At 65.4% G+C, this 21,672-nt stretch carries 17 protein-coding genes; 12 read left to right on the plus strand and 5 right to left on the minus strand.

From position 1 onward, the window contains the following. The first annotated feature begins 117 nt into the window (after positions 1–117). Positions 118–567: a hypothetical protein gene (locus QXZ94_RS34420; RefSeq protein ID WP_409998491.1), complete on the plus strand. Its 450-nt coding sequence runs from the start codon at positions 118–120 to the stop codon at positions 565–567. A gap of 12 nt (positions 568–579) precedes the next feature. On the opposite strand, the gene purU is transcribed toward QXZ94_RS34420, so the two are convergent. Further along, on the minus strand, positions 580–1,443 hold the full coding sequence (purU, locus tag QXZ94_RS15925; protein ID WP_315721200.1) for a formyltetrahydrofolate deformylase: 864 nt from the start codon (positions 1,441–1,443) through the stop codon (positions 580–582). A gap of 156 nt (positions 1,444–1,599) precedes the next feature. On the opposite strand from purU, the gene QXZ94_RS15930 reads away from it, so the two are divergent. Next, positions 1,600–2,442: a uroporphyrinogen-III synthase gene (locus tag QXZ94_RS15930; protein WP_315721201.1), complete on the plus strand. Its 843-nt coding sequence runs from the start codon at positions 1,600–1,602 to the stop codon at positions 2,440–2,442. 39 nt (positions 2,443–2,481) lie between these two features. Here QXZ94_RS15930 and QXZ94_RS15935 read toward each other — a convergent pair whose 3' ends face one another. Continuing rightward, on the minus strand, positions 2,482–3,456 hold the full coding sequence (locus QXZ94_RS15935) for a GDP-L-fucose synthase (protein WP_315721202.1): 975 nt from the start codon (positions 3,454–3,456) through the stop codon (positions 2,482–2,484). 24 nt (positions 3,457–3,480) lie between these two features. Then, entirely contained in the window at positions 3,481–4,155 is a 675-nt protein-coding gene (locus QXZ94_RS15940) for a Crp/Fnr family transcriptional regulator (RefSeq protein ID WP_315721203.1), read from the minus strand. Between the two features lie 290 nt (positions 4,156–4,445). Here QXZ94_RS15940 and QXZ94_RS15945 point away from each other — a divergent pair, with 290 nt between their 5' ends. The 10 genes from QXZ94_RS15945 (at position 4,446) to QXZ94_RS15990 (ending at position 19,252) form a co-directional block, all read left to right on the plus strand. After that, a complete protein-coding gene (locus QXZ94_RS15945; RefSeq protein WP_376698597.1) occupies positions 4,446–5,315 on the plus strand; it encodes an ABC transporter ATP-binding protein in 870 nt (289 codons plus the stop codon). Then, a complete protein-coding gene (locus QXZ94_RS15950; protein ID WP_315721204.1) occupies positions 5,312–7,243 on the plus strand; it encodes a long-chain fatty acid--CoA ligase in 1,932 nt (643 codons plus the stop codon). The genes QXZ94_RS15945 and QXZ94_RS15950 overlap by 4 nt, the downstream gene beginning before the upstream one ends. 202 nt (positions 7,244–7,445) lie before the next feature. Further along, positions 7,446–8,339 carry a branched-chain amino acid ABC transporter permease gene (locus tag QXZ94_RS15955; protein WP_315721205.1) on the plus strand — a complete coding sequence of 298 codons (894 nt, stop codon included), beginning with the start codon at positions 7,446–7,448 and terminating at the stop codon, positions 8,337–8,339. A gap of 3 nt (positions 8,340–8,342) precedes the next feature. Beyond that, positions 8,343–9,416: a branched-chain amino acid ABC transporter permease gene (locus tag QXZ94_RS15960; RefSeq protein WP_315721206.1), complete on the plus strand. Its 1,074-nt coding sequence runs from the start codon at positions 8,343–8,345 to the stop codon at positions 9,414–9,416. 58 nt (positions 9,417–9,474) lie between these two features. After that, positions 9,475–10,761 carry an ABC transporter substrate-binding protein gene (locus tag QXZ94_RS15965; protein ID WP_315721207.1) on the plus strand — a complete coding sequence of 429 codons (1,287 nt, stop codon included), beginning with the start codon at positions 9,475–9,477 and terminating at the stop codon, positions 10,759–10,761. A gap of 164 nt (positions 10,762–10,925) precedes the next feature. Then, complete coding sequence (locus QXZ94_RS15970; protein ID WP_315721208.1) at positions 10,926–11,765, plus strand: ABC transporter ATP-binding protein; 840 nt, start codon at positions 10,926–10,928, stop codon at positions 11,763–11,765. Between the two features lie 123 nt (positions 11,766–11,888). Next, positions 11,889–13,112: a phenylacetate--CoA ligase family protein gene (locus tag QXZ94_RS15975; RefSeq protein WP_315721209.1), complete on the plus strand. Its 1,224-nt coding sequence runs from the start codon at positions 11,889–11,891 to the stop codon at positions 13,110–13,112. Between the two features lie 129 nt (positions 13,113–13,241). Further along, positions 13,242–14,432, plus strand: coding sequence for a CoA transferase (locus tag QXZ94_RS15980; protein ID WP_315721210.1), 1,191 nt, complete (start codon positions 13,242–13,244; stop codon positions 14,430–14,432). A gap of 168 nt (positions 14,433–14,600) precedes the next feature. Further along, entirely contained in the window at positions 14,601–14,762 is a 162-nt protein-coding gene (locus QXZ94_RS15985) for a hypothetical protein (RefSeq protein ID WP_172112654.1), read from the plus strand. Between the two features lie 524 nt (positions 14,763–15,286). Further along, positions 15,287–19,252, plus strand: coding sequence for an autotransporter domain-containing protein (locus QXZ94_RS15990; RefSeq protein ID WP_315721211.1), 3,966 nt, complete (start codon positions 15,287–15,289; stop codon positions 19,250–19,252). 222 nt (positions 19,253–19,474) lie between these two features. Here QXZ94_RS15990 and QXZ94_RS15995 read toward each other — a convergent pair whose 3' ends face one another. Both QXZ94_RS15995 and QXZ94_RS16000 read right to left on the minus strand, forming a co-directional pair. Beyond that, positions 19,475–20,995 (minus strand): tripartite tricarboxylate transporter permease, encoded by a 1,521-nt coding sequence (locus QXZ94_RS15995; RefSeq protein WP_315721212.1) that lies wholly within the window; start codon positions 20,993–20,995, stop codon positions 19,475–19,477. A gap of 130 nt (positions 20,996–21,125) precedes the next feature. Beyond that, on the minus strand, positions 21,126–21,668 hold the full coding sequence (locus QXZ94_RS16000; RefSeq protein ID WP_315721213.1) for a tripartite tricarboxylate transporter TctB family protein: 543 nt from the start codon (positions 21,666–21,668) through the stop codon (positions 21,126–21,128). Between the last annotated feature and the right edge of the window lie 4 nt (positions 21,669–21,672).

The raw sequence follows: 21,672 nt of genomic DNA on the forward strand, positions 1-21,672 counted from the left end.
TGAAACTACCTCCCTGGTCGGATCAGGACCGCAGCCCCCGGCCATTGTTGTCTTAACCGTGCGCTATCGTTCACGATGTCGCGCGCGCATCGCTGCGGACTCGGCACGATATTGTCAATGGCGTTCATGGGAGCGTTGGTGGACGGTCGGTTTCCGGAACAGACCATGCCGGCAATAGGTATAATAATACACCGACTTCGAACCGCCAAGTTTTTGCGAATTGATGGCAAACCGCTAGGGTCGCGCAGCGACGATGAAAGGTCCCTCTCCATGCCGGCCCGGACTGCATTTTTCGCGCGATCGCTTGCCGCGATGACCGTGCTGGCCTTGGCTGCGCCGGTCCTGGCCGGCTGCTCGTCGATCAACGAGAAGGTGGGTGCGGGCATGGGCGACCTGATGCCGCAATGGGCCGGCGGCCTGCCGGCCGGCGCTCCGCCCCGGCCGGGCACCGTCGAGTACGACCGTTTCATGCAGGAGCGCGAACGACAGCGGCAGTTGCCGGCAGCCGAACGCGACAAGGAGACGCAGTCGAGCACCAACGCGCAGGCGACCGTCTCCGGCCGCTGACGCCCGGCACCGTCAATCCATGAAGACGACCGTCTTGCGGCCGTTGAGAATGACGCGGTCCTCGAGGTGGTAGCGGATCGCCCGCGCCAGCACCCGCCGCTCGATGTCGCGCCCCTTGCGCACGAGATCCTCGGGCGTGTCGCGATGGCTGATGCGTTCGACGTCCTGGTCGATGATCGGACCTTCGTCGAGGTCGCGGGTCACGTAATGGGCGGTGGCGCCGATCAGCTTGACGCCACGCTCATAGGCCTGGTGATAGGGCTTGGCCCCCTTGAAGCCGGGCAGGAACGAATGATGAATGTTGATGCAGCGGCCGGACAGGCTGGCCGACATCTCATCCGACAGGATCTGCATGTAGCGCGCGAGCACGACGAGATCGGTCCGGGTCTCCTCCACCAGCTTCAGGATCGCCTGCTCCTGGTCGCGCTTGGTGTCTTTGGTGACTGGCATGTGGTGGAAGGGAATGTCGCCGAAATCGAGCCCGGCATAGGTCTCACGCGGATGGTTGGAGACGATCGCGGTCGGGATCATCGAGAGGTCGCGGGTGCGCCAGCGATAGAGGATGTCGACCAGGCAGTGGTCGAACTTCGACACCAGCAGCATCACCCGGCGCTGACCGGCACGGTCGCGCATCTGCCAGTCCATGGAGAAGCGCTCGGCGATCGCGGCGAAGCCGGTCTGCAGCGCCGGCAGATTGACGGCGAGATCGGCGGCCGTGAACACCACGCGCATGAAGAAGTGACCCGTCTCGAAGTCGCCGAACTGCTGGGCGTCGAGAATGTTCTGGCCGTTATGGGCGAGAAAAGTGGAGACGGCCGAAACGATCCCGGGGCGATCCGGGCAGGACAAAGTCAGGACATATTGGTGGTCGGACATGGCGATGACGTCACCGGGCGGATGATGTGGGGAAGAATGATGCGGCAGGCTTGGCCCCCGTTCGGGCCCTGCTCTATCACCCTCCGCGCCCTTGCGCCAACGCTCGACGCGAGGGCAGGATGAACAAAACATCACCTCTCATGGTGGAGCATGGCCATGGCTGACCGGCTGACCGGCAATCGCATCCTGATCCTGGAAACGCGCGAGGAGGCGCAGTTCTCGCGACTGCTCGCCGAGCAAGGCGCCGACGTGCTGCAATGTCCGATGTTCACGATCCAGGATGCGCCGGACCCGGCCCCGGTCGAGGCGTGGATCCGCCGCTGCATCGAGCGGCCGTTGGACGATCTGGTGCTGATGACCGGGGAGGGCCTGCGCCGACTGATGACCGTGGCGCGCCGAATCGGCGTCGAACCCGAGTTCATCGCCGCACTCGAAAAGGCGCGCAAATTCACCCGTGGTCCGAAACCGGGGCGCGCGCTGCGCGAGCTTGGGCTGGAATCGCAGGTCACGACCGAGAAGCCGACGTCGGAGGGCGTCGCCGAGCTGCTGGCCCGCTACGACCTGAAGGGACATAGGCTGGGCCTGCAGCTCTACCCGGACAAGGACCATTCGGCGCTGATCGGCGCCATCAAGGCCGGCGGCGCCGAGGTCGATCCCGTGCTGCCCTATGTCTACGACGCCAAGGCGGCGGATGCGAACATTCTCACCGCGATCGACGAGATGACCGCCGGCAAGGTCGATGCGATCGCGCTGACGAGCTCGGGGCAGCCGCGACGCTTGTTCGATGTCGCCAAGGCGCACGGTGTCGAAGAGCGGCTGCGGCAGGGTTTGGCGCGGACGCCCATCGCCTCGGTCGGGCCGGTGGTGACGGAGGAGCTGGCTGCGCACGGGCTGTCACCCTCGATCACGCCGGCGGGCGAGGCCTACTTCATGAAGCCGCTGATCTCGGCCATGGCCAGCACGCTGGGCGTGAAGGCACAACGAACCGCGCCCAACTGACGGTGTTGTCCCGCCTTGCGCCGGGACGACAGCCGAGTGCTAAGTAGCCGCCTGCCCCGTCTCCTGCAGGAACGACTGGTACGCGCGCGCGATGCCGTCCTCGAGGGAGGTCGTCGCACGCCATCCGAGCCTGGCAAGTCGCGACACATCGAGCAGCTTGCGCGGTGTGCCGTCGGGCCGGGAGGGATCGAAGCCGATGCGGCCGTGATAGCCGACAGCGGCCGCGACCACGCGGGCGAAATCGGCGATGGTGATGTCCTCGCCGGTGCCGATATTGACCAGTTCGTGATCCGAATAGGTCTTCATCAGGTGCACGCAGGCATCCGCCATATCGTCAACATAGAGAAACTCGCGCCGCGGCGTGCCGGTGCCCCACACCACGACTTCAGCTGCCCCGGCAAGCTTGGCCTCGTGGAAGCGCCGGATCAGCGCCGCCACGACGTGGCTGTACTCCGGATGATAATTGTCACCGGGGCCATAGAGATTGGTCGGCATGACATTGATGAAGTCCGCGCCATACTGGCTGCGATAGGCCTCGACCATCTTGATGCCCGCGATCTTGGCAATGGCATAGGGCTCGTTGGTCGGCTCGAGCGGCCCCGTCAGCATCGAATCCTCGCGCAGGGGCTGGGCTGCGAGCTTGGGATAGATGCAGGACGAGCCGAGAAACATCAGCTTCTCGGCGCCGTTCACATGGGCGGCATGGATGACATTGGTCGCGATGGCGATGTTGTCGTAGATGAACTCGGCGCGCAGCGTGTTGTTGGCGACGATGCCGCCGACCTTGGCGGCTGCAAGGAACACGACCTGAGGCCGGGACTTTGCGAACCACGAGAACACGGCAGCTTGATCACGCAGATCGATCTCGCTGCGCGACACCGTCGTGAGCGCGACGTCCTCTTGCGCCAGACGTCGCACCAGGGCGCCGCCGACCATGCCGCGATGGCCGGCGACAAAGACGCGTTTTCCGGCGAGGTCAAAGCGGGACGCCACGGGCCATCTCCTCAGTTGCATCGTCAATCACGCCGCATCACGGCTCTAATCCCCGTAGCAGCGCAGGCGATCGAGGTCGAGGACCGTCACCCCGCCATATTCCACCCGCAGCAGGCCCTCGCGCTCCAGCGTCTTCAGGCATTGATTGGCGTTCTGCCGCGACAGGCCCGAGAGCGCGCCGATCTCCTCCTGGGTGATCTCCAGGTGGCGCGTCGTGTTCGGGTAGAGGATCGGGTTGAACAGCGAGGCGATGCTGCGGGCGAGCCGCGCCGTCGCATCCAGCGTACGGCCGACCTCGACGAGGCCGATGAACTGGCCCAGCCGCTCGTTGAGCTGGGTGACCAGGAAACGGTTGAAGCCGACGCTGTTCTCGAACAGCCACATGAAGGTCGGCCGCTCCATCAGCGCGGCGCGCGTGTCGCGCAGCGCCACCACGTCGTAGCGGCGCGGCTCGTTCTTCAGCACGCTGCCCTCGCCGAACCAGGCGCCCGCCGACATGCCGGCAAAGGTCGTGGCCTTGCCGCCACGCGAGACCGTACTCATGCGTGCCAGGCCCGTCACGATGCCGGTCCAGTAGTCGAACTGGTCGCCGCGCAGAAAGATGTGCTCGTTGGCCGCGACGGAACGCTCGACGACGCCGGCCGAGGCGACCTCGACCTCCTCGGGCTTGAGATGGCGCGACCAGGGCGCGATGCGCAGCAGGGTGTCGGGGGCGATCAAGCCGTCATCTCGTCTCGTCGAATCTCGCGGCAATCATATTGCATCGCAACAATCACGTCATGAATTTTGCCTGGGAATTGTCAGGCGCAAGACAGTTCCTGATAGCGCTTTCCCCTATCGAGGACCACCGCATTCGAATCGGTGCCTCCCTGATGCGTGGAGGATGCCGGTCGGCCCTCGGATGCGGCAAAGTGCACCGCATCCCGCTGGCCCGTCATTCGTCGGATGGCGCGGAACCGGTGAGCGGGCTAGGATTGCGACGACAGCGACGAAGGATACGTCGCGACACGATGCTTGAAGAGCGCGACAAGCGCCGACAAGGACTTCGGGAGGACGACTTGGACTATACGTTGGAAGCGCGCGGAGTCTCGCTGCGTTTCGGCGGGGTGAAGGCCCTGACCGACGTCAGCTTCGGCGTGCGCGAGGGCGAGCTGTTCTCGATCATCGGCCCGAACGGCGCCGGCAAGACCTCGATCGTCAACTGCATCTCCGGCCGCTACAAGCCGACCGAGGGCCGCCTGTTCCATCGCGGCCGCGACATCACCGGCCTGCCGCCGAACGCGCGCGCCAATATCGGCATCGGCCGCACCTTCCAGAACCTCGCGCTGTTCCACCACATGAGCGTGCTCGACAACATCATGGTCGGGCGCCATCACCTGCTGAAGAACAACTTCCTCACCGGTTCGCTGTACTGGCTCACCGGCGCACGGCGGGAGGAGTTGAAGCATCGCGAGAAGGTCGAGCAGATCATCGACTTCCTCGACCTGCAGTCTGTGCGCAAGGCGCCGGCCGGCACCCTCTCCTACGGCTTGCGCAAGCGCGTCGAGCTCGCCCGCGCGATGGCGTTGGAGCCGCATCTGATCCTCCTCGACGAGCCGATGGCCGGGATGAACTTCGAGGAGAAGGAGGACATGGCCCGCTACATCGTCGACCTCAACGAGGAATACGGCATGACCGTCGTGATGATCGAGCACGACATGGGCGTCGTCATGGACATCTCGCACCGCGTCATGGTGCTCGATTTCGGCCGCAAGATCGCCGAGGGCGATCCCGCAGCGGTGCTCGCCGATCCCCACGTCAAGCGTGCTTACCTCGGCGAGGAGGACGAACTGCTGGTCGATCCCGACGATGCGCCCTCCATCGCGGAGGACGCTGCATGATGGACTACGCGGGCCGCGTCAAGCAGGCCGACACCTATCCGAAGCTCTTGCGGTTGAATGCAAAGGAGCACGGCAAGGAGATCGCGCTGCGCGAGAAGGACCTCGGGCTGTGGCGCACCTTCACCTGGGCGGACTACCAGACGCGCGTGCGCGATTTCACGCTGGGCATGACCGAGCTCGGGCTCGGCAAGGACGACGTGATCGGCATCATCGGCGACAACCGGCCCGACTGGGTCGCTGCGGAGATCGCAACCCATGCGATCCGGGGCCACAGTCTCGGTCTCTATCGCGACGTCCTCGACGACGAGGCGGCCTATCTCTTGAACTATGGCGAGGCCCGGCTGGTGTTCGCCGAGGACGAGGAGCAGGTCGACAAGCTCCTGAACCTCGCCGACCGCGTGCCGGTGCTCAAGCACATCATCTATTCCGATCCGCGCGGCATGCGGAAGTATGATGATCCTCGGCTTCTGCCGGCCGACAAGCTCGCCGAACTCGGCCGCGCCCGTGCCGCGCGCGAGCCCGATCTCTACGATCGCATGGTCGACGCGACCGAGGGCGAGGATGTTGCGATCCTCTGCACCACCTCGGGTACGACGTCGCATCCCAAGCTCGCGATGCTGTCGGCGGCGCGCGTGCTGAAGCATTGCGCCACCTATCTCGCCTTCGATCCCAAGGGACCGCACGACGAATACGTCTCGGTGCTGCCGCTGCCCTGGATCATGGAACAGGTCTATGTGCTCGGCAAAGGTCTGCTCTGCCGGATGAAGGTCAACTTCGTCGAAGAGCCGGACACCATGATGAACGACTTTCGCGAGATCGCGCCAACCTTCGTGCTGTTCGCACCGAGAGTATGGGAGCAGATCGCGGCCGACGTCCGTGCCGCCGTCATGGATGCCTCGCCGCTGAAGCAGCGACTCTATCATCTGGGCATGACGACAGGCCTGGCGGCGCTGGAGAAGGGCGAGCATTCTGGCCTGGCCGACATGCTTCTCTTCCGCGCCCTGCGTGACCGGCTCGGCTTCACGCGCCTGCGCTCCGCGGCGACCGGCGGCGCGGCGCTCGGGCCCGATACGTTCAAGTTCTTCCGCGCCATGGGCGTGCCGCTGCGCACCCTGTACGGCCAGACCGAGCTGCTCGGCGCCTACACGCTGCATCCCGAGAACAAGGTCGATCCCGATACGACCGGCGTGCCGATGGCCGAGGACATTGAGATCAAGATCGACCAGCCCGACAGCCAGGGCATCGGCGAGATCCTGGTGCGTCATCCCAACATGTTCTTGGGCTACTACAAGGCCCCGGAGGCCTCGGCCGCCGATATCAAGGACGGCTGGATGCATTCGGGCGACGCCGGCTACTTCAACGACGCGAAACAGCTCGTCGTCATCGACCGCATCAAGGACCTCGCGGAGACCGCGCGCGGCGAGCGCTTCTCGCCGCAATATATCGAGAACAAGCTGAAATTCTCGCCCTACATCGCAGAAGCCGTCGTGCTCGGCGCCGGCCGCGAGCATCTCGCCGCGATGATCTGCATCCGCTACTCGATCATCTCGAAATGGGCCGAGAAGAACCGCATCGCATTCACGACCTACTCCGACCTCGCTTCGCGGAACGAGGTCTATAAGCTGCTGCAGAAGGAGGTCGAGACCGTCAACGCGCATCTGCCGCCGGCCCAGCGCATCGCCCGCTTCCTGCTGCTTTACAAGGAGCTCGACGCCGACGACGGCGAACTGACCCGCACCCGAAAAGTCCGCCGCAGCGTGATCAACGAGAAGTATGCCGACATCATCGACGGCATCTACGGCGGCAAGCCGGAGATCCCCGTCGATACCATCATCCGCTTCCAGGACGGCACGACGCAGCGGATCCGAACGACACTGAAGGTCGTGGACTTGGGTGGGCGTGGACCGATGGCGGAGGCGGCGGAATGATGCGCGAGCCTCAGCGAGCGACCCTGCGCATGACTGCGCCCTCTCCCCTTGGGGGAGAGGGCATCTCCGCCGGTCGACGCAAGCGCGGTCGGGTGAGGGGTCCCTCTCCTCTCGCTCGCCCGCGGAGAGAACCCCTCACCCGGCTGCGCTGCGCGCAGCCACCCTCTCCCACAAGGGGAGAGGGTTACAGCGTGCCCGCATCATGAACACCGCCTTCCTCATCCAGCTCCTGGTCAACGGCCTCGTCGTCGGCACGCTCTATGGCGTGGTCGCGATGTCGTTCGTGCTGATCTACAAGGCGACCCAGGTCGTCAACTTCGCGCAAGGTGAGCTGCTGCTGATCGGCGCCTGGGTATGTTGGCTGCTGCTCACCAAATACCAGGTGCCGTTCTGGGTCAGCATGCCGCTGACGCTCGTCTTCATGTTCGCGTTCGGCATCGCGGTTCAGGTCGTGATCCTCCGGCCGATGATCGGCGAGCCGATCATTTCCGTGATCATGGTGACGATCGGTCTCTCGACCGTGTTCCAGGCCGCGCTGAAATGGATGTTCGGCGTCAATCCGCAGCCGTTCCCGCCGGTGTTCGCCAGCAAGGCCGTCGATCTGTTCGGGCTGCAGATTCAAACCGTCTACGTCATGAGCCTCGTGGTGTCCGTGCTGATGATGCTGGGCATGGCCTGGTTCTTCAAGGTCTCCAAATACGGCCTCGCGATGCGGGCCACTGCCTTCAATCAGCAGGTGGCGCAGTCGCTCGGCATCTCCGTGAAGAACGTCTTCGCGATGGCCTGGGCGATCTCAGCCACGGTCTCGGCCGTGGCAGGTGTGGTCGTGGCCGTGGTCAACGGCGTCTCATCAGGCTTGTCGGCCTACGGCATCAAGGTATTCCCGGCGGCAATCCTCGGCGGACTCGATTCAGTCGGCGGCGCGGTGCTCGGCGGCATCATCATCGGGCTGCTAGAGAACGTCGCGCAGTATGTCGACAGCCAGTACCTGCATTGGGGCAATCTCTACGAGATCGCGCCGTTCTACGTCCTGATCATCATCCTGATGATCAAGCCCTACGGCCTGTTCGGCACCAAAGACATCGAGCGGATCTGAACCATGGTTGCGCGTTCCACGATACCCGCCGGCGATTTCCGCACCTCCTACGCGGCGGACACCACGATCTTCCCGACCAGAACGAGCCGCAATTTCGCGATCGCCGGCGTGATCCTGCTGTGCTTCGCGCCGCAGGTGTTCTCCGAATACTGGCTGTCGGTCGCGATCCAGATCGGCATCTTCGCCATCGCCGCCCTCGGCCTCAACATCCTGGTCGGCTTTACCGGGCAGATATCGATCGGCCAAGCCGGCTTCTTCCTGCTCGGCGCCTTCACCTCGGCCTACATCAACAACACCTATGCGATCCCGGTTTTCTTCGCGATCCCGCTCGCCGGCGTGATCACGGCGCTCGTGGGGCTCGTCTTCGGCCTGCCGGCGGCGCGGCTGAAGGGGCTCTATCTCGTCATTGCGACGCTTGCCGCGCAATACATCCTGCTCGACTTCTTCTCGCGCGCCGAATGGTTCTCCGGCGGCTCGGTACCGGCGTCGGCCAATCCGTTCTCGATTTTCGGCTACACCCTGCGCGGCGACCGGCAATATTTCTACGTCGTGCTGGCCTATGTGCTGGTCTGCTACCTCCTGGTCACCAACCTGATGCGCACCCGCGACGGCCGTGCGCTGATCGCGATCCGCGACCACTATCTCTCGGCCGAGATCATGGGCATCAACCTGACCAAATATCGCACATTGTCGTTTGGCCTCGCCGCCTTCTTCGCCGGCATCGCCGGCGCGCTCTATGCGCACTATCAGCTGGTAATCTCGCAGGAAGGCTTCGGCATCGAGCGCTCCATCCTGTTCCTGGCCATGATCATCATCGGCGGCACCGGCTCGATCATGGGCACCCTGATGGGGACCGCCTTCGTCGTGCTTCTGCCCGAAGCCATGGAATGGCTCAGTCACTTCCTCAAGGGCGGCGCCATCGACAAGGCGCTCGCGCTCAACAACAACATCACCTTCCTGCGGGAGATCGCCATCGGCCTGATCATCATCGCCTTCCTGATGTTCGAGCCCGACGGGCTCGCGCATCGCTGGCGCCAGATCAAGACATACTGGAAGCTCTACCCGTTCTCACATTGATTCCAACCAAAAGGGACCGGCGACAATCCGGCCCGAAACGCACACAGGAGGAAGCACTATGACGATGACATCATGGCTAGGCTCGGCTGCCCTGGCGCTGCTCGCAGGCACCTTCGCCTCGACGGCAAATGCGCAGCAGATCGCCATCGGCCATCTGCAGGATCTGTCGGGCGGCACGTCCGACGTCGGTACGCCCTACGGCCAGGCCGTGGTCGACACCTTTGCCTGGGTCAACAAGAACGGCGGCATCGGCGGCAAGCAGCTCGCTGTCGACAGCAACGACTATGGCTACCAGGTGCCGCGCGCGATCGCGCTGTACAAGAAGTGGTCGGCGCCGGACAACAAGGTCGCCGCCATCATGGGCTGGGGCACGGCCGACACCGAGGCGCTGACCGGCTTCCTCGCCAACGACAAGATCCCGGACATGTCCGGCTCCTACGCCGCCGCATTGACCGATCCCGAAGGCACCAGCGGCAAGGCCAAGCCTGCGCCGTACAACTTCTTCTACGGCCCGAGCTACTCGGACGCGCTGCGCGCCGAACTGACCTGGGCGGCCGAGGACTGGAAGGCGAAGGGCAAGCCCGGCAAGCCGAAATTCGTCCACATGGGCGCCAACCACCCCTATCCGAACGCGCCGAAGGCGGCGGGCGAGGCGCTCGCCACCGAGCTCGGCTTCGAAGTGCTGCCGCCGCTGGTGTTCGCGCTCGCACCGGGCGACTACAGCGCGCAGTGCCTGAGCCTGAAGAGCTCCGGTGCCAACTACGCCTATCTCGGCAACACCGCGGCCTCGAACATCTCGGTGATGAAGGCCTGCAAGAATGCCGGCGTCGACGTCCAGTTCCTGTCCAACGTCTGGGGCATGGACGAGAACGCCGCCAAGACCGCAGGGGATGCCGCCGACGGCGTGATCTTCCCACTGCGCACCTCAGTGGCGTGGGGCGGCGATGCGCCGGGCATGAAGACGGTGCAGGAGATCTCCAAGATGTCCGACCCCACCGGCAAGGTCTATCGCCCGGTGCACTACGTCGCCGCGGTCTGCTCCTCGCTCTACATGAAGGAGGCGATCGAGTGGGCAGCGAAGAATGGCGGCGCCACCGGCGAGAACGTCGCCAAGGGCTTCCACCAGAAGAAGGACTGGGTGCCCGCGGGCATGGAAGGCGTCTGCAGCCCGTCGACCTGGACCGAGAAGGACCACCGCGGCACCATGAAGGTCGACCTCTATCGCGCCAAGGTGACCGGACCGACCGAGGGCGACCTCAACGACCTCATGGCCAAGGGCGTCATCAAGCTCGAGAAGGTCAAGACCATCGAGCTGCCGCGCAAGGCCGAATGGGCGGGTTGGTAAGCCGATGAGCTGCTGCCGAATGAGCTCGGCAGCAACTCCACACACGATCGTCATCCCCGCGAAAGCGGGGATCCAGTACGCCGCGGCTTCTCGGTGAAGCAACGGCGTCTCTGGAATACTGGGTCCCCCGCCTTCGCGGGGGACGACAGCGGTGGACAACCACAATGACCGAGACACTCGACACTCCGCGAACCAGCGCCGCCAGCGCGAGCGCAGCCCCGCTACTCTCCGTGCGCAACATCGAGGTCGTCTATGACGACGTCATCCTCGTCCTGCGCGGGCTCAGCCTCGATGTGCCCAAGGGAGCGATCGTCGCGCTGCTCGGCGCCAACGGAGCCGGCAAGTCGACGACCCTCAAGGCGATCTCCGGCCTGCTCAAGACCGAGGATGGCGAGGTCACGCGCGGCGAGATCATGTTCGACGGCGCGCGCATCGACGGCATCGATCCGGAGAAGATCGTCCGCCGTGGCATCTTCCAGGTCATGGAGGGCCGCCGCATCGTCTCGGACATGACCTCGCTGGAGAACCTCAAGCTCGGCGCGTTCACGCGATCCGATCGCGATGTCAACCGCGACATCGAGATGGTGTTCAACTATTTCCCGCGGCTGAAGGAGCGCACCGGCCTTGCCGGATATCTCTCAGGCGGCGAGCAGCAGATGCTGGCGATCGGCCGCGCGCTGATGGCCCGACCGAAGATGATCCTGATGGACGAGCCGTCGATGGGCTTGTCGCCGCTGCTCGTGAAGGAGGTGTTCGCTATCATCAAGGAGATCAATAGGGATCTCGGCGTCACCATTCTCCTTGTCGAGCAGAACGCGCGTGCGGCGCTGTCGGTCGCCAGCCACGGCTACATCATGGAGCAAGGCAAGGTGGTGCTCGACGGCACCGCGGACAGCTTGCGCGACAACGAGGACGTCAAGGAGTTCTACCTCGGCGGCGCCGGCGACCAGCGCAAGAGCTTCAAGAACCTGAAGAGCTTCAAGCGGCGAAAGCGGTGGCTGTAGCCGAGCTTCTCTCCTCGTCATGGCCGGGCTTGACCCGGCCATCCACGCGCGAGCCGCAACGACGAACGACGTGGATGCCCGGGACAAGCCCGGGCATGACGGTGCAAGACTGAAGGACCGGGCATGACCACCCACTACGACGCCCTCGAATCCCGTGATCCCACTGAGCGTGAGCAGGACCTCTTCAGCCGCCTGCCCGACGTGCTGCGCGCGGCGATGCAGGCGCCGGCCTATGCGGCGCTGCTCCAGGGCATCGATCCGCAGGACATCACCAGCCGTGCCGCGCTGGCGCAGCTTCCGGTCCTGCGCAAGTCAGAACTCCCCGCCCTGCACAAGGCGGCGCCGCCGTTCGGCGGCTTCGTCGCGCAAGCACCGGGCGCGTTCTCGCGGCTGTTCACCTCGCCCGGGCCGATCTTCGAGCCGGAAGCCGCACACAGCGATCCCTGGCGCGGCGCCCGCGCGCTGTTCGCCTCGGGCTTCCGCAGCAGTGACGTCGTGCTCAACACGTTCAGCTATCATTTGACCCCGGGCGGCTTCATCTTCGACGCCTCGGCGCGCGCGCTCGGCTGCGCGGTGATCCCGGCCGGTCCAGGCAATACCGAGGCGCAATTCGAGTTGATCGAGGCCTATCGCCCGATCGGCTACAGCGGCACGCCCGACTTCCTCAAGATCCTGCTCGACGCCGCTGCCAGCGCCGGCCGCGACGTCTCCTCGCTCAAGCGCGCGCTGGTGTCGGGCGCAGCGTTCCCGCCGTCGCTGCAGGCCGAGATCAAGGCGCGCGGCGTCGACGCCTACCAGGCGTTCGGCACCGCCGATCTCGGCATCATCGCCTATGAGACCTCGGCGCGCGAGGGCATGGTGGTCAATGAGGACCTGATCTTCGAGATCGTCCGCCCCGGCACCGGCGATCCCGTCGCGGAGGGCGACGTCGGCGAGATCGTGGTCACCTCGCTCGATCCGCATCACCCGTGGATCCGCCTCGCGCTCGGCGACCTCACCGCCGCCCTGCCCGGCCTCAGCGCCTGCGGCCGTACCAACATGCGCATCAAGGGCTGGATGGGCCGCGCCGATCAGACCACCAAGGTCAAGGGCATGTTCGTGCGGCCCGAGCAGGTCGCCGAGATCGGCAAGCGCCATCCCGAGCTCGGCCGCCTCCGCCTGGTCGTCACCCGCGCCGGCGAGACCGATGCGATGACGTTGAAGGCCGAATGCGCCTCGCCGTCGGACGGTCTCACCGAGGCGCTGAACGCCAGTCTGCGCAGCGTCACCAAGCTCGGCGGCAGCGTCGAGCTGGTCGCACCCGGATCTTTGCCCAACGACGGCAAGGTGATCGCCGACCAACGCTGAGACTTGTTCCAGCGCGGCCAAGCCCTGCATCACCGTCATGAGCGCGGCCGTGCGCACGTCCCATGCGCAATTGTCGCCTCACGCGCGCTCTCCTATACAGCCATGTCACGTTCCCTGGAGTTCGTCCGCATGGCCTTCCCGCGCGCGTCCAAAGCCCTGTCCCGCTTCACCGTGCTCGATCTGACACGGGTGCGCGCCGGCCCGACCTGCGCCCGGCAGTTCGCCGATTGGGGCGCCAATGTCATCAAGATCGACGCGATGATGGAGGACGGCGGCGAGGCGCTCGGCGGCCCGCGCCGCGGTTCCGACTTCCAGAACCTGCATCGCAACAAGCGCGCGATGACGCTCAACCTGAAGGACCCTAAGGGGGTCGACGTATTCATGCGGCTGGCGAAGCAGGCCGATGTCGTGATCGAGAACTATCGCCCCGACGTGAAGACCAAGCTCGGCATCGACTACGAGGCCGTGCGCAAGGTCAATCCGCGCATCGTCTATGGCAGCATCTCCGGCTTCGGCCAGGACGGCCCTTATTCCAAGCGGCCGGGCTTCGACCAGATCGCGCAAGGAATGGGCGGGCTGATGTCGATCACCGGCGCGCCCGGCGAGGGCCCCATGCGCGCGGGCATTCCGATTGCCGATCTCTCCGCCGGCCTGTCCTGTGCGATGGGCATCCTCACCGCGCTCTTGGAGCGCGAGGTCTCCGGCGAAGGCCAGTGGGTGCAGACCTCGCTGCTGCAGGCGCAGATCTTCATGCTCGATTTCCAGGCCGCGCGCTGGCTGATGGAAAAAGACGTCGCGCCGCAGGCCGGCAACAATCATCCGACCAGCATCCCGACCGGTGTCTTCAAGACCTCCGACGGCTACATCAACATCGCCGCGACCGGCGGGCGGATCTGGGAGCGGCTGTGCCAGACGCTCGGCGCGCCCGAATGGATCGACAATCCGGACTACGCCACGGCGCCGGCGCGATCGAAGAACCGTGACGCGCTGAACGCCGAAATCAACGCGCGCACGCTGGCCAAGACCAGCGAGCAATGGGTCGCCGAGCTCAACGCCGCCGGCGTGCCCTGCGGGCCGATCTACGCGATCGATCAGATGTTCGAGGATCCCCAGGTGAAGCATCTCGGCATGGCACAGCCCGTGCCGAGCGACGACGGACGCGACATCACGCTGGTGGCGCAGCCCTTCACGTTGTCGCGCACGCCGAGCCGTATGGCGGCGCGGCCGCCGGAGTTCGGCGAGCAGACCGAGGAGATCCTCGCCGAGTTCGGCTTCACTGACGGCGAAATCGCCGATCTCCGGCTGCATCGGGTGGTGTGAGCAGGTGCAATATGACTGAGCCGTGGCATTCCGCCGCTGTGGCCCAGATGTCACCACGTTGGAACTTCCACCTTGACCGGATTGAGGCCAAGGCAAGACCGCGTTAATCTCTTCTCATCAGTTGACGCGGACCTGAAGTGGCCCGCGGGCGTGAGGAGTAACGGGGTCATGAGCGCATCCGAGTTGAACGAGTTTCTGACGGCGATGGACATGGTTCGCGACGTCAACGCGGCTGCCCTGAACCACGGCAGTGCTCTTCCGTTTGACGAGACGATGCTCGACAACGAGTCCGACTGGTACCACATGCCGGTCGAGGAAACCGTCAACTGAGACCAAGCTGACGCGAGTTCAATCGCGTCCTGGCAATGTTTCCCGATGAAGCCTTCGTTCGATCAGCCGGACGAGGGCTTTTGCTTTTCTGCTCCCGAATGAGCTGAAACACGCTGAATTCAGCGATCGAACCGTGCGCAAAAAAAAGCCCGACGCAAGCGCCGGGCAAGAGATCGTCTCGGGAGGAAACATCAGGGCGCGATGACCATCCATGCGGCGTCACCACGCTGAGCAGGACGAAATCTGCCCATGAATGAAGCCTACCACCGCTCTGCCTAAAATGCTGTCATCGCAAAGACACAACCTCTGGAGAAGCGCCGGAGCGAATCGAACAACGGTCCGGCGAAGTCAATCCAGCTGCTGGTGAACGTGGCGGCGGTGCCACAGTCCGGCTGAGAACGGCTCTGCCGCGCTATTCACCCAAAAAGTCACAGTTCCCGTCTCCGCAATTTTGCGTGCTTTGGATGACGGCCTCTGCCCGTCGATCGGCACTGGCCTGACATCGCGTTGCGCAAAGGGCTGGCGTGCTGATCCCAGAAACATCGAACACCGAGCGTGCGGCCGGTTCTCTCCGACGGACCCGCCTGCATTGGCTCACGGCGACCACGGCGCTGCTATCGCTCGCGCTGGCAAGCCCAGCGCTCGCCCAGGCGACCAGCGGCGGCTCCGGCGGCAACGTCAACGGCACCAGCAACGGCGGCGCCAGTTCGGCAACCGGCACCGGAGCGAACGGTGTTGCGGGAGGCAACCTCACGCAAGGGGGCGGTGGCGGCGGCGCAGGCGCGGTCGGCGGCGACGGTGGTGGCGATTATTCCGGCGCGTTCAGCGGCGGCCAAGGCGGCAGAGCGCCGGGTGAATCGGGGCATGCCGGCCAGGGCGGCGGCGGCACGTCGAGCGGCGGCGGCGGCGGTGGCGGTGCTCATGGTGCGGTGGTCACGACGGACGGCAGCAATACCGCGACCATTACCGGCGGCTATGGGGGACGCGGCGGCTCCGCCAGCCTGAGCTGGGGCGGCGGCGGCGGCGGCGCAGCCGGCTATGGGCTCGTCCTCGACGGCACTGGCCTCAACTACACCAACACCGGCGCGATCGCCGGTGGCATCGGCGGCCCGGGCGGCACGGCCAACAACAATGGGCACGGCGGCGCCGGCGGCGATGGCGGCTACGGCGTCTATCTGACCGGCACGGGCGTTCTCACCAATTCCGGCAGCATCACCGGCGGCAATGGCGGCGACGGCGGCAATGCTCTCAACAGCAGCCAGCCCAACGCGGGCGGGGACGGAGGCAATGGTGGCGCGGGCGTCGTCTTCGCGACCGGCGGCACGCTGATCAATTCCGGCAGCATCACGGGCGGCGCGACAGGTGTCCGCGGCATCGGCGGCAGTTCGTCTAATGGCGTCTTCGGGTCAGCCGGAGACGGCGTGCGCGGGGCCAATCTCACCATCATCAACAGCGGCGCGATCGCGGCGGGATCCAATTTGAGTGGCGATCCCTTGTTCGACGCCAACGCCATCACCTTCACCGGCGGCAGCAACGTGCTGGAGATCTGGGCGAGCTCGATCATCAACGGCAACGTGGTCGGCAACGGCAGCGACACGTTCCGGCTGGGTGGCACGGCGAACGGCACATTCGACGTCTCCAGCATCGGCGGCTCGGCGCAGTATCAGGGCTTCTCGAGCTTCGTGAAGACCGGCACGAGCACGTGGACGTTGACCGGCACCACGGCCGCCGTCACGCCCTGGGCGATCAACCAGGGCACGCTTGCGGTTTCATCCGATGCCAATCTCGGCGCGGCCTCCGGCGGGCTGTCGTTCGGCGGCGGCACGCTGCAAGTTCTGGCGGGCTTCAGCTCCAGCCGCAATATCACGCTCAATGCCGGCGGCGGCAGCTTCGATACCAATGGCAACAACGCCACGCTCAACGGCACGATCTCCGGCAGCGGCGGCCTGACCAAGCTCGGCACCGGAGTCCTGACGCTGAGCGGGGTCACCAGCTACGCCGGCGACACCCTCGTCAGCGGCGGCACGCTTCGGACCGGCGCGTCCGGCGTTCTCTCGGTCGCCAGCAGCTACATGATCGCGACTGGTGCGACGCTCGATATCGATGGCACCGGCCAGACCATCGGAGGATTGAGCGGCAGCGGCAACGTGCTGCTCGGGAGCAATGGAACACTGGCGATCGGCGACAATGGCGGAGCCGCGGTGTTCTCTGGCACGATTTCTGGGAGCGGCACCTTCGTCAAGAGCGGGCCCGGACTCCTCACGCTCAGCGGCACCAACACCTACGCCGGCCTGACCATCGTCGATGGCGGCACGCTGCGCGCGGGCGCGGCCGGCGCATTCGCACCCTTGAGCTCATTCGAGGTCGATAGCGGCACCACGCTCGATCTCAACGGCTTCAACCAGACCATCGCCTCGCTCACGGGCGGCGGCGCCGTGCTGCTCGGCGCGGCCACGCTGACATCGGGCGGCGACAATACGAGCACGAACTTTCTCGGCACGATCTCCGGCAGCGGCGGCTTCACCAAGGTCGGCACCGGCACGATGCGGTTCGACGGAGCGACCACCTATACCGGCGCGACGACGATCAGTGCTGGTACCCTGCAGGCCGGCGCCTCGGGCGTGCTCGCCTCGGCCAGCGCGTTCATAATCGCGTCAGGCGCAACGCTCGATCTCAACGGCTTCGATCAGGCCATCGGCTCGCTCGCGGGCAGCGGCAATGTCCTGCTCGGCGCGGCAATGCTGACGGCGGGCGGCAACAACGGCAATACCAGCTTCTCCGGCGCGATCTCCGGCAGCGGCGGCTTCACTAAGACCGGCACCGGCCGGATGACGCTCACCGGCACGAACAACTATACCGGCGCCACCATCGTCAACGGCGGCGTGCTCGAAGTCGCCGGCGCCATCACCAACACCTCGGGCGTGACGGTCAATGCCGGCGGCACGCTGATGGGCGCGGGTCTCGTCGATCCGCCGATGACGGTGAGCATCAACAATGGCGGCACGCTGGCGCCGGGCAACGGCACCGCCGGCTCGTCGATGACCATCATCGGCAATCTCGCCTTCCAGTCGGGCGCGTACTATCTCGTGCAGCTCGATCCGACGACGGCTTCGTTCGCCAGCGTGAGTGGATCTGCCTCCCTCGGCGGTGCGACTGTCAACGCCGTGTTCGGCACCGGCGGCTATGTCGACAAGCGCTACACGATCCTGACGACCAGCGGCGGCATCTCAGGCAGCTTCGGATCGGTCGTGAAGACCAACCTGCCGTCCGGCTTCAAGACCAGCCTGAGCTACGACGCCAACAACGTCTATCTCGACCTGATCCTCGCGTTTGCCCTGCCCGGCGGCCTCAGCGGCAACCAGAAGGCGGTGGGCGACACGTTGTCGGCCTACTTCGATCGCACCGGCGACATTCCGCTCGTGTTCGGCAAGCTGAATCAGGCGGGGTTGACGCAGGCCTCTGGCGAGAGCGCCACGGGCGTGCAGCAGACCACCTTCAATGCGATGAGCCAGTTCGCCGGCCTGCTCACCGATCCGTTCGCCCAACGCCAGGGCAGCGGTGGTGCGAGCAGCTACGCCGACGCGGCGCGCAAACGCACCGATGCCTTTGCAATGCTGCCCGACGAACGGCCTGCGGATTTTGCGCAGCGCTGGAACGTGTGGGCGGCCGGCTTCGGCGGCTCGCAATCGACCAGCGGCAATGCTAGCGTCGGCTCCAACGACACCACCAGCCACCTTGCCGGCACCGCCGTCGGCGCCGACTATCGGATCGCGCCGCGCACCATCGCAGGCTTTGCCCTCGCCGGAGGCGGCACCAGCTTCAGTGTCAACGGTCTCGGCTCCGGCCGCTCCGACCTGTTCCAGGCCGGCGCCTATCTGCATCATCACATTGGTCCGAGCTATCTGAGGGCCGCGCTGGCTTACGGTTGGCAGGACGTCACCACCGACCGCACCGTCACCATCTCCGGCACCGATCGCTTACGCGCGAGCTATCAGGCCAATGCGTGGACCGGCCGCATCGAGGGCGGCACGCGTTTCGTCGCGCCGCTTGGCGGCGTCGGTGTCACACCCTATGCGGCAGCGCAGGTGAACAGCTTGCGCCTGCCCACTTATATCGAACAGGCCACAGCCGGCGCCGCGACCTTCGCCCTGACCTACGCCGGGAAGACCGTCACCGACACGCGCACCGAGCTCGGCCTGCGCTCCGACAAATCCTATGCACTGGCAGACGGCAATCTCACCTTGCGCGGCCGCCTCGCCTGGGCTCACGACTTCAATCCCGATCGCTCCGTAGCCGCGACGTTCCAGACGCTGCCCGGCGCGAGCTTCGTCGTCAACGGCGCAGCGCAGGCGCGCGACTCTGCATTGACCACGACCTCAATCGAGATGAACTGGCTGAACGGCTGGAGCGCGATGGCGACGTTCGAGAGCGAAATCTCGAACGTGACGCGGTCGTATGCCGGCAAGGGGACAGTGCGCTACGCGTGGTGAGAGCCGGTGTGGCGATTGACACCGCCGAGTTGATAGGCGCGTGGCCCATCGCGCCTCCAACGTCATTCCGGGGCAATCGACAGCGCGAAGCCGCGCAGCGGCTACGCGTTGGCGATTGAACCCGGAATCCCGAGCTGTCGAAAAGAACGCCACCCAATCTCGAGATTCCGGGTTCAAGGCCTGCGGCCTTGCCCCGGAATGACCGTGGGTGGAAGACCGCGCCTACGCCTCAGCCTTCGCTGCCGGCGGGGTCGACTTGCTGACGCTCGCCACCAGCCGGTCGATCAGCGGCCAGAACAGCAGCACGATCGCCAGCGTCGTGATGGTGCCGACCAGGCCGTTCGCCCAGAACACCTTCATGTTGCCGCCGGAGATGATCATCGACTGCCGGAACGCGTCCTCGGCGCGGCTGCCGAGCACCAGCGCCAGCGTGAACGGCGCCAGCGGAATCTTGATCTTCTTGAAGACGTAGCCGACGACGCCGAAGCCGAGCATCAGCCAGACGTCGAACATCGCGTTCTGGATCGCATAAGCGCCGATCGCGCAGGACACCACGATCATCGGCGCCACCGCCGCGAACGGCACGCGCAGGATCGAGGCGAAGATCGGCACGGTCGAGAGCACCAGCACGAGACCGACCACGTTGCCGAGATACATCGAGGCGATCAGGCCCCAGACGAAATCCTTGTGCTCCACGAACAGCAGCGGGCCGGGATTGAGGCCCCACACCATCAGACCGCCGAGCAGGATCGCCGCGGTGCCCGAGCCGGGAATGCCGAGCGCGAGCATCGGCAGCAGCGCCGCGGTGCCCGAGGCGTGCGCCGCGGTCTCAGGCGCGAACACGCCCTCGATGCGGCCCTTGCCAAAACTGTCCTGGTCCTTGGAGAAGCGCTTGGCGAGGTTATAGCCCATGAAGGAGGCCGCGATGGCGCCGCCCGGCGTGATGCCGAGCCAGCAGCCGATCACCGAGGAGCGGAAAAGCGTCATCCAGTACTTCGGCAGGTCCTTCCAGACGGCGAGCACCGTGCGCAGCGAGATCGATGCGGCGTGGCCGCGCAGCGCCAGACGCTCTTCCATCGTCAGCAGGATCTCGCTGATGCCGAACAGGCCGATCACGGCGACCAGGAAGTTGATGCCACGCAAGAGGTCGGTCGAGCCGAAGGTCATGCGCAGCTGGCCGGAGACGGTGTCCATTCCGACGCCGGCGAGCAGCAGGCCGAGCGCCATCGCGATAACGGTCTTGTGCTTGTCCTCACGTCCCAAGCCGACGAAGGAGCAGAAGGTCAGCAGATAGACGGCGAAGAACTCCGGCGGCCCGAACTTCAGCGCGAAGGACGAGATCCATGGTGCCAAGAAGGTGATCAGCAGCACCGCGACCAGCGAGCCGATGAAGGACGAGGTGAAGGCCGCGGTCAGCGCCTCCGCCGCCTTGCCCTGCTGTGCCATCGGATAACCGTCGAAGGTGGTCGCGACGGACCAGGCCTCTCCGGGAATATTGAACAGGATCGAGGTGATGGCGCCGCCGAACAGCGCGCCCCAGTAGATGCAGGACAGCATCACGATGGCCGAGGTCGGGTCCATCGAGAAGGTGAGCGGCAACAGGATGGCGACGCCGTTGGGACCGCCGAGCCCCGGCAGCACACCGACGAACACGCCGAGCACCAGCCCGACCATCATCAAGAGCAGCGTCTTCCAGGTCAGGAGGACCGCGAACCCGTGCAGCAGCAGACCCAGAGCTTCCATTACTTGGCTTCCATTGGTGCAGTTCCACTTCCTCCGTCATCGCGAGGAGCGAAGCGACGACGCGATCCAGGAGTTGTCAGGCTCGAGTCTGGATTGCTTCGCTCGCAATGACGACTGGTGAGAGAATTGGTTAGTACCCGAACGCCGCTTCGAGCGGTCCCTTGGGCATGATCACGTCGAACACGACATCGAAGGTCACGAACATCACGGCGCTGAACAGGAACGCCGTGAGCAGCGATTTCCAGATCGCGATCTTGCCGACGATCCGCATGAAGCCGGCGATCAGGAGAAAGCTCGCCACGTAGATGCCGAGAAACTGCATGGCGATGCAGAAGAGCAGCGTCGGCACGAATACCGCCATCACGCGTCGCAGCTGCGCCCGCGTCACGAAGGTCTCGCGCGCTTCCTTGCTCGACAGGAAGGCGGCGCCGATTCCGTAGAGGCTGGCGCCACCGAGGATCACCGACAGATAGAACGGGAAGTAGCCGGGCTCGGGACCGGTCGAGTCCCAGGACGCGCCGGTCCGCCAATTGTCCCAGGCGAGCAGGACAGCGAGCCCGAGCAGCAGCAGCGACACTCCGACGTCGACGGTCCGGTTGGAGGTGACGGCCGGAGAATTCTCCTCCGGCGCCGTCGGATCGTCGACCGCGATCTCGAGCTCAGCGTTGGACATCGAT

This window comes from Bradyrhizobium sp. SZCCHNS2022 (assembly GCF_032377575.1).
GTDB classification, from domain to species: Bacteria; Pseudomonadota; Alphaproteobacteria; order Rhizobiales; family Xanthobacteraceae; genus Bradyrhizobium; species Bradyrhizobium aeschynomenes.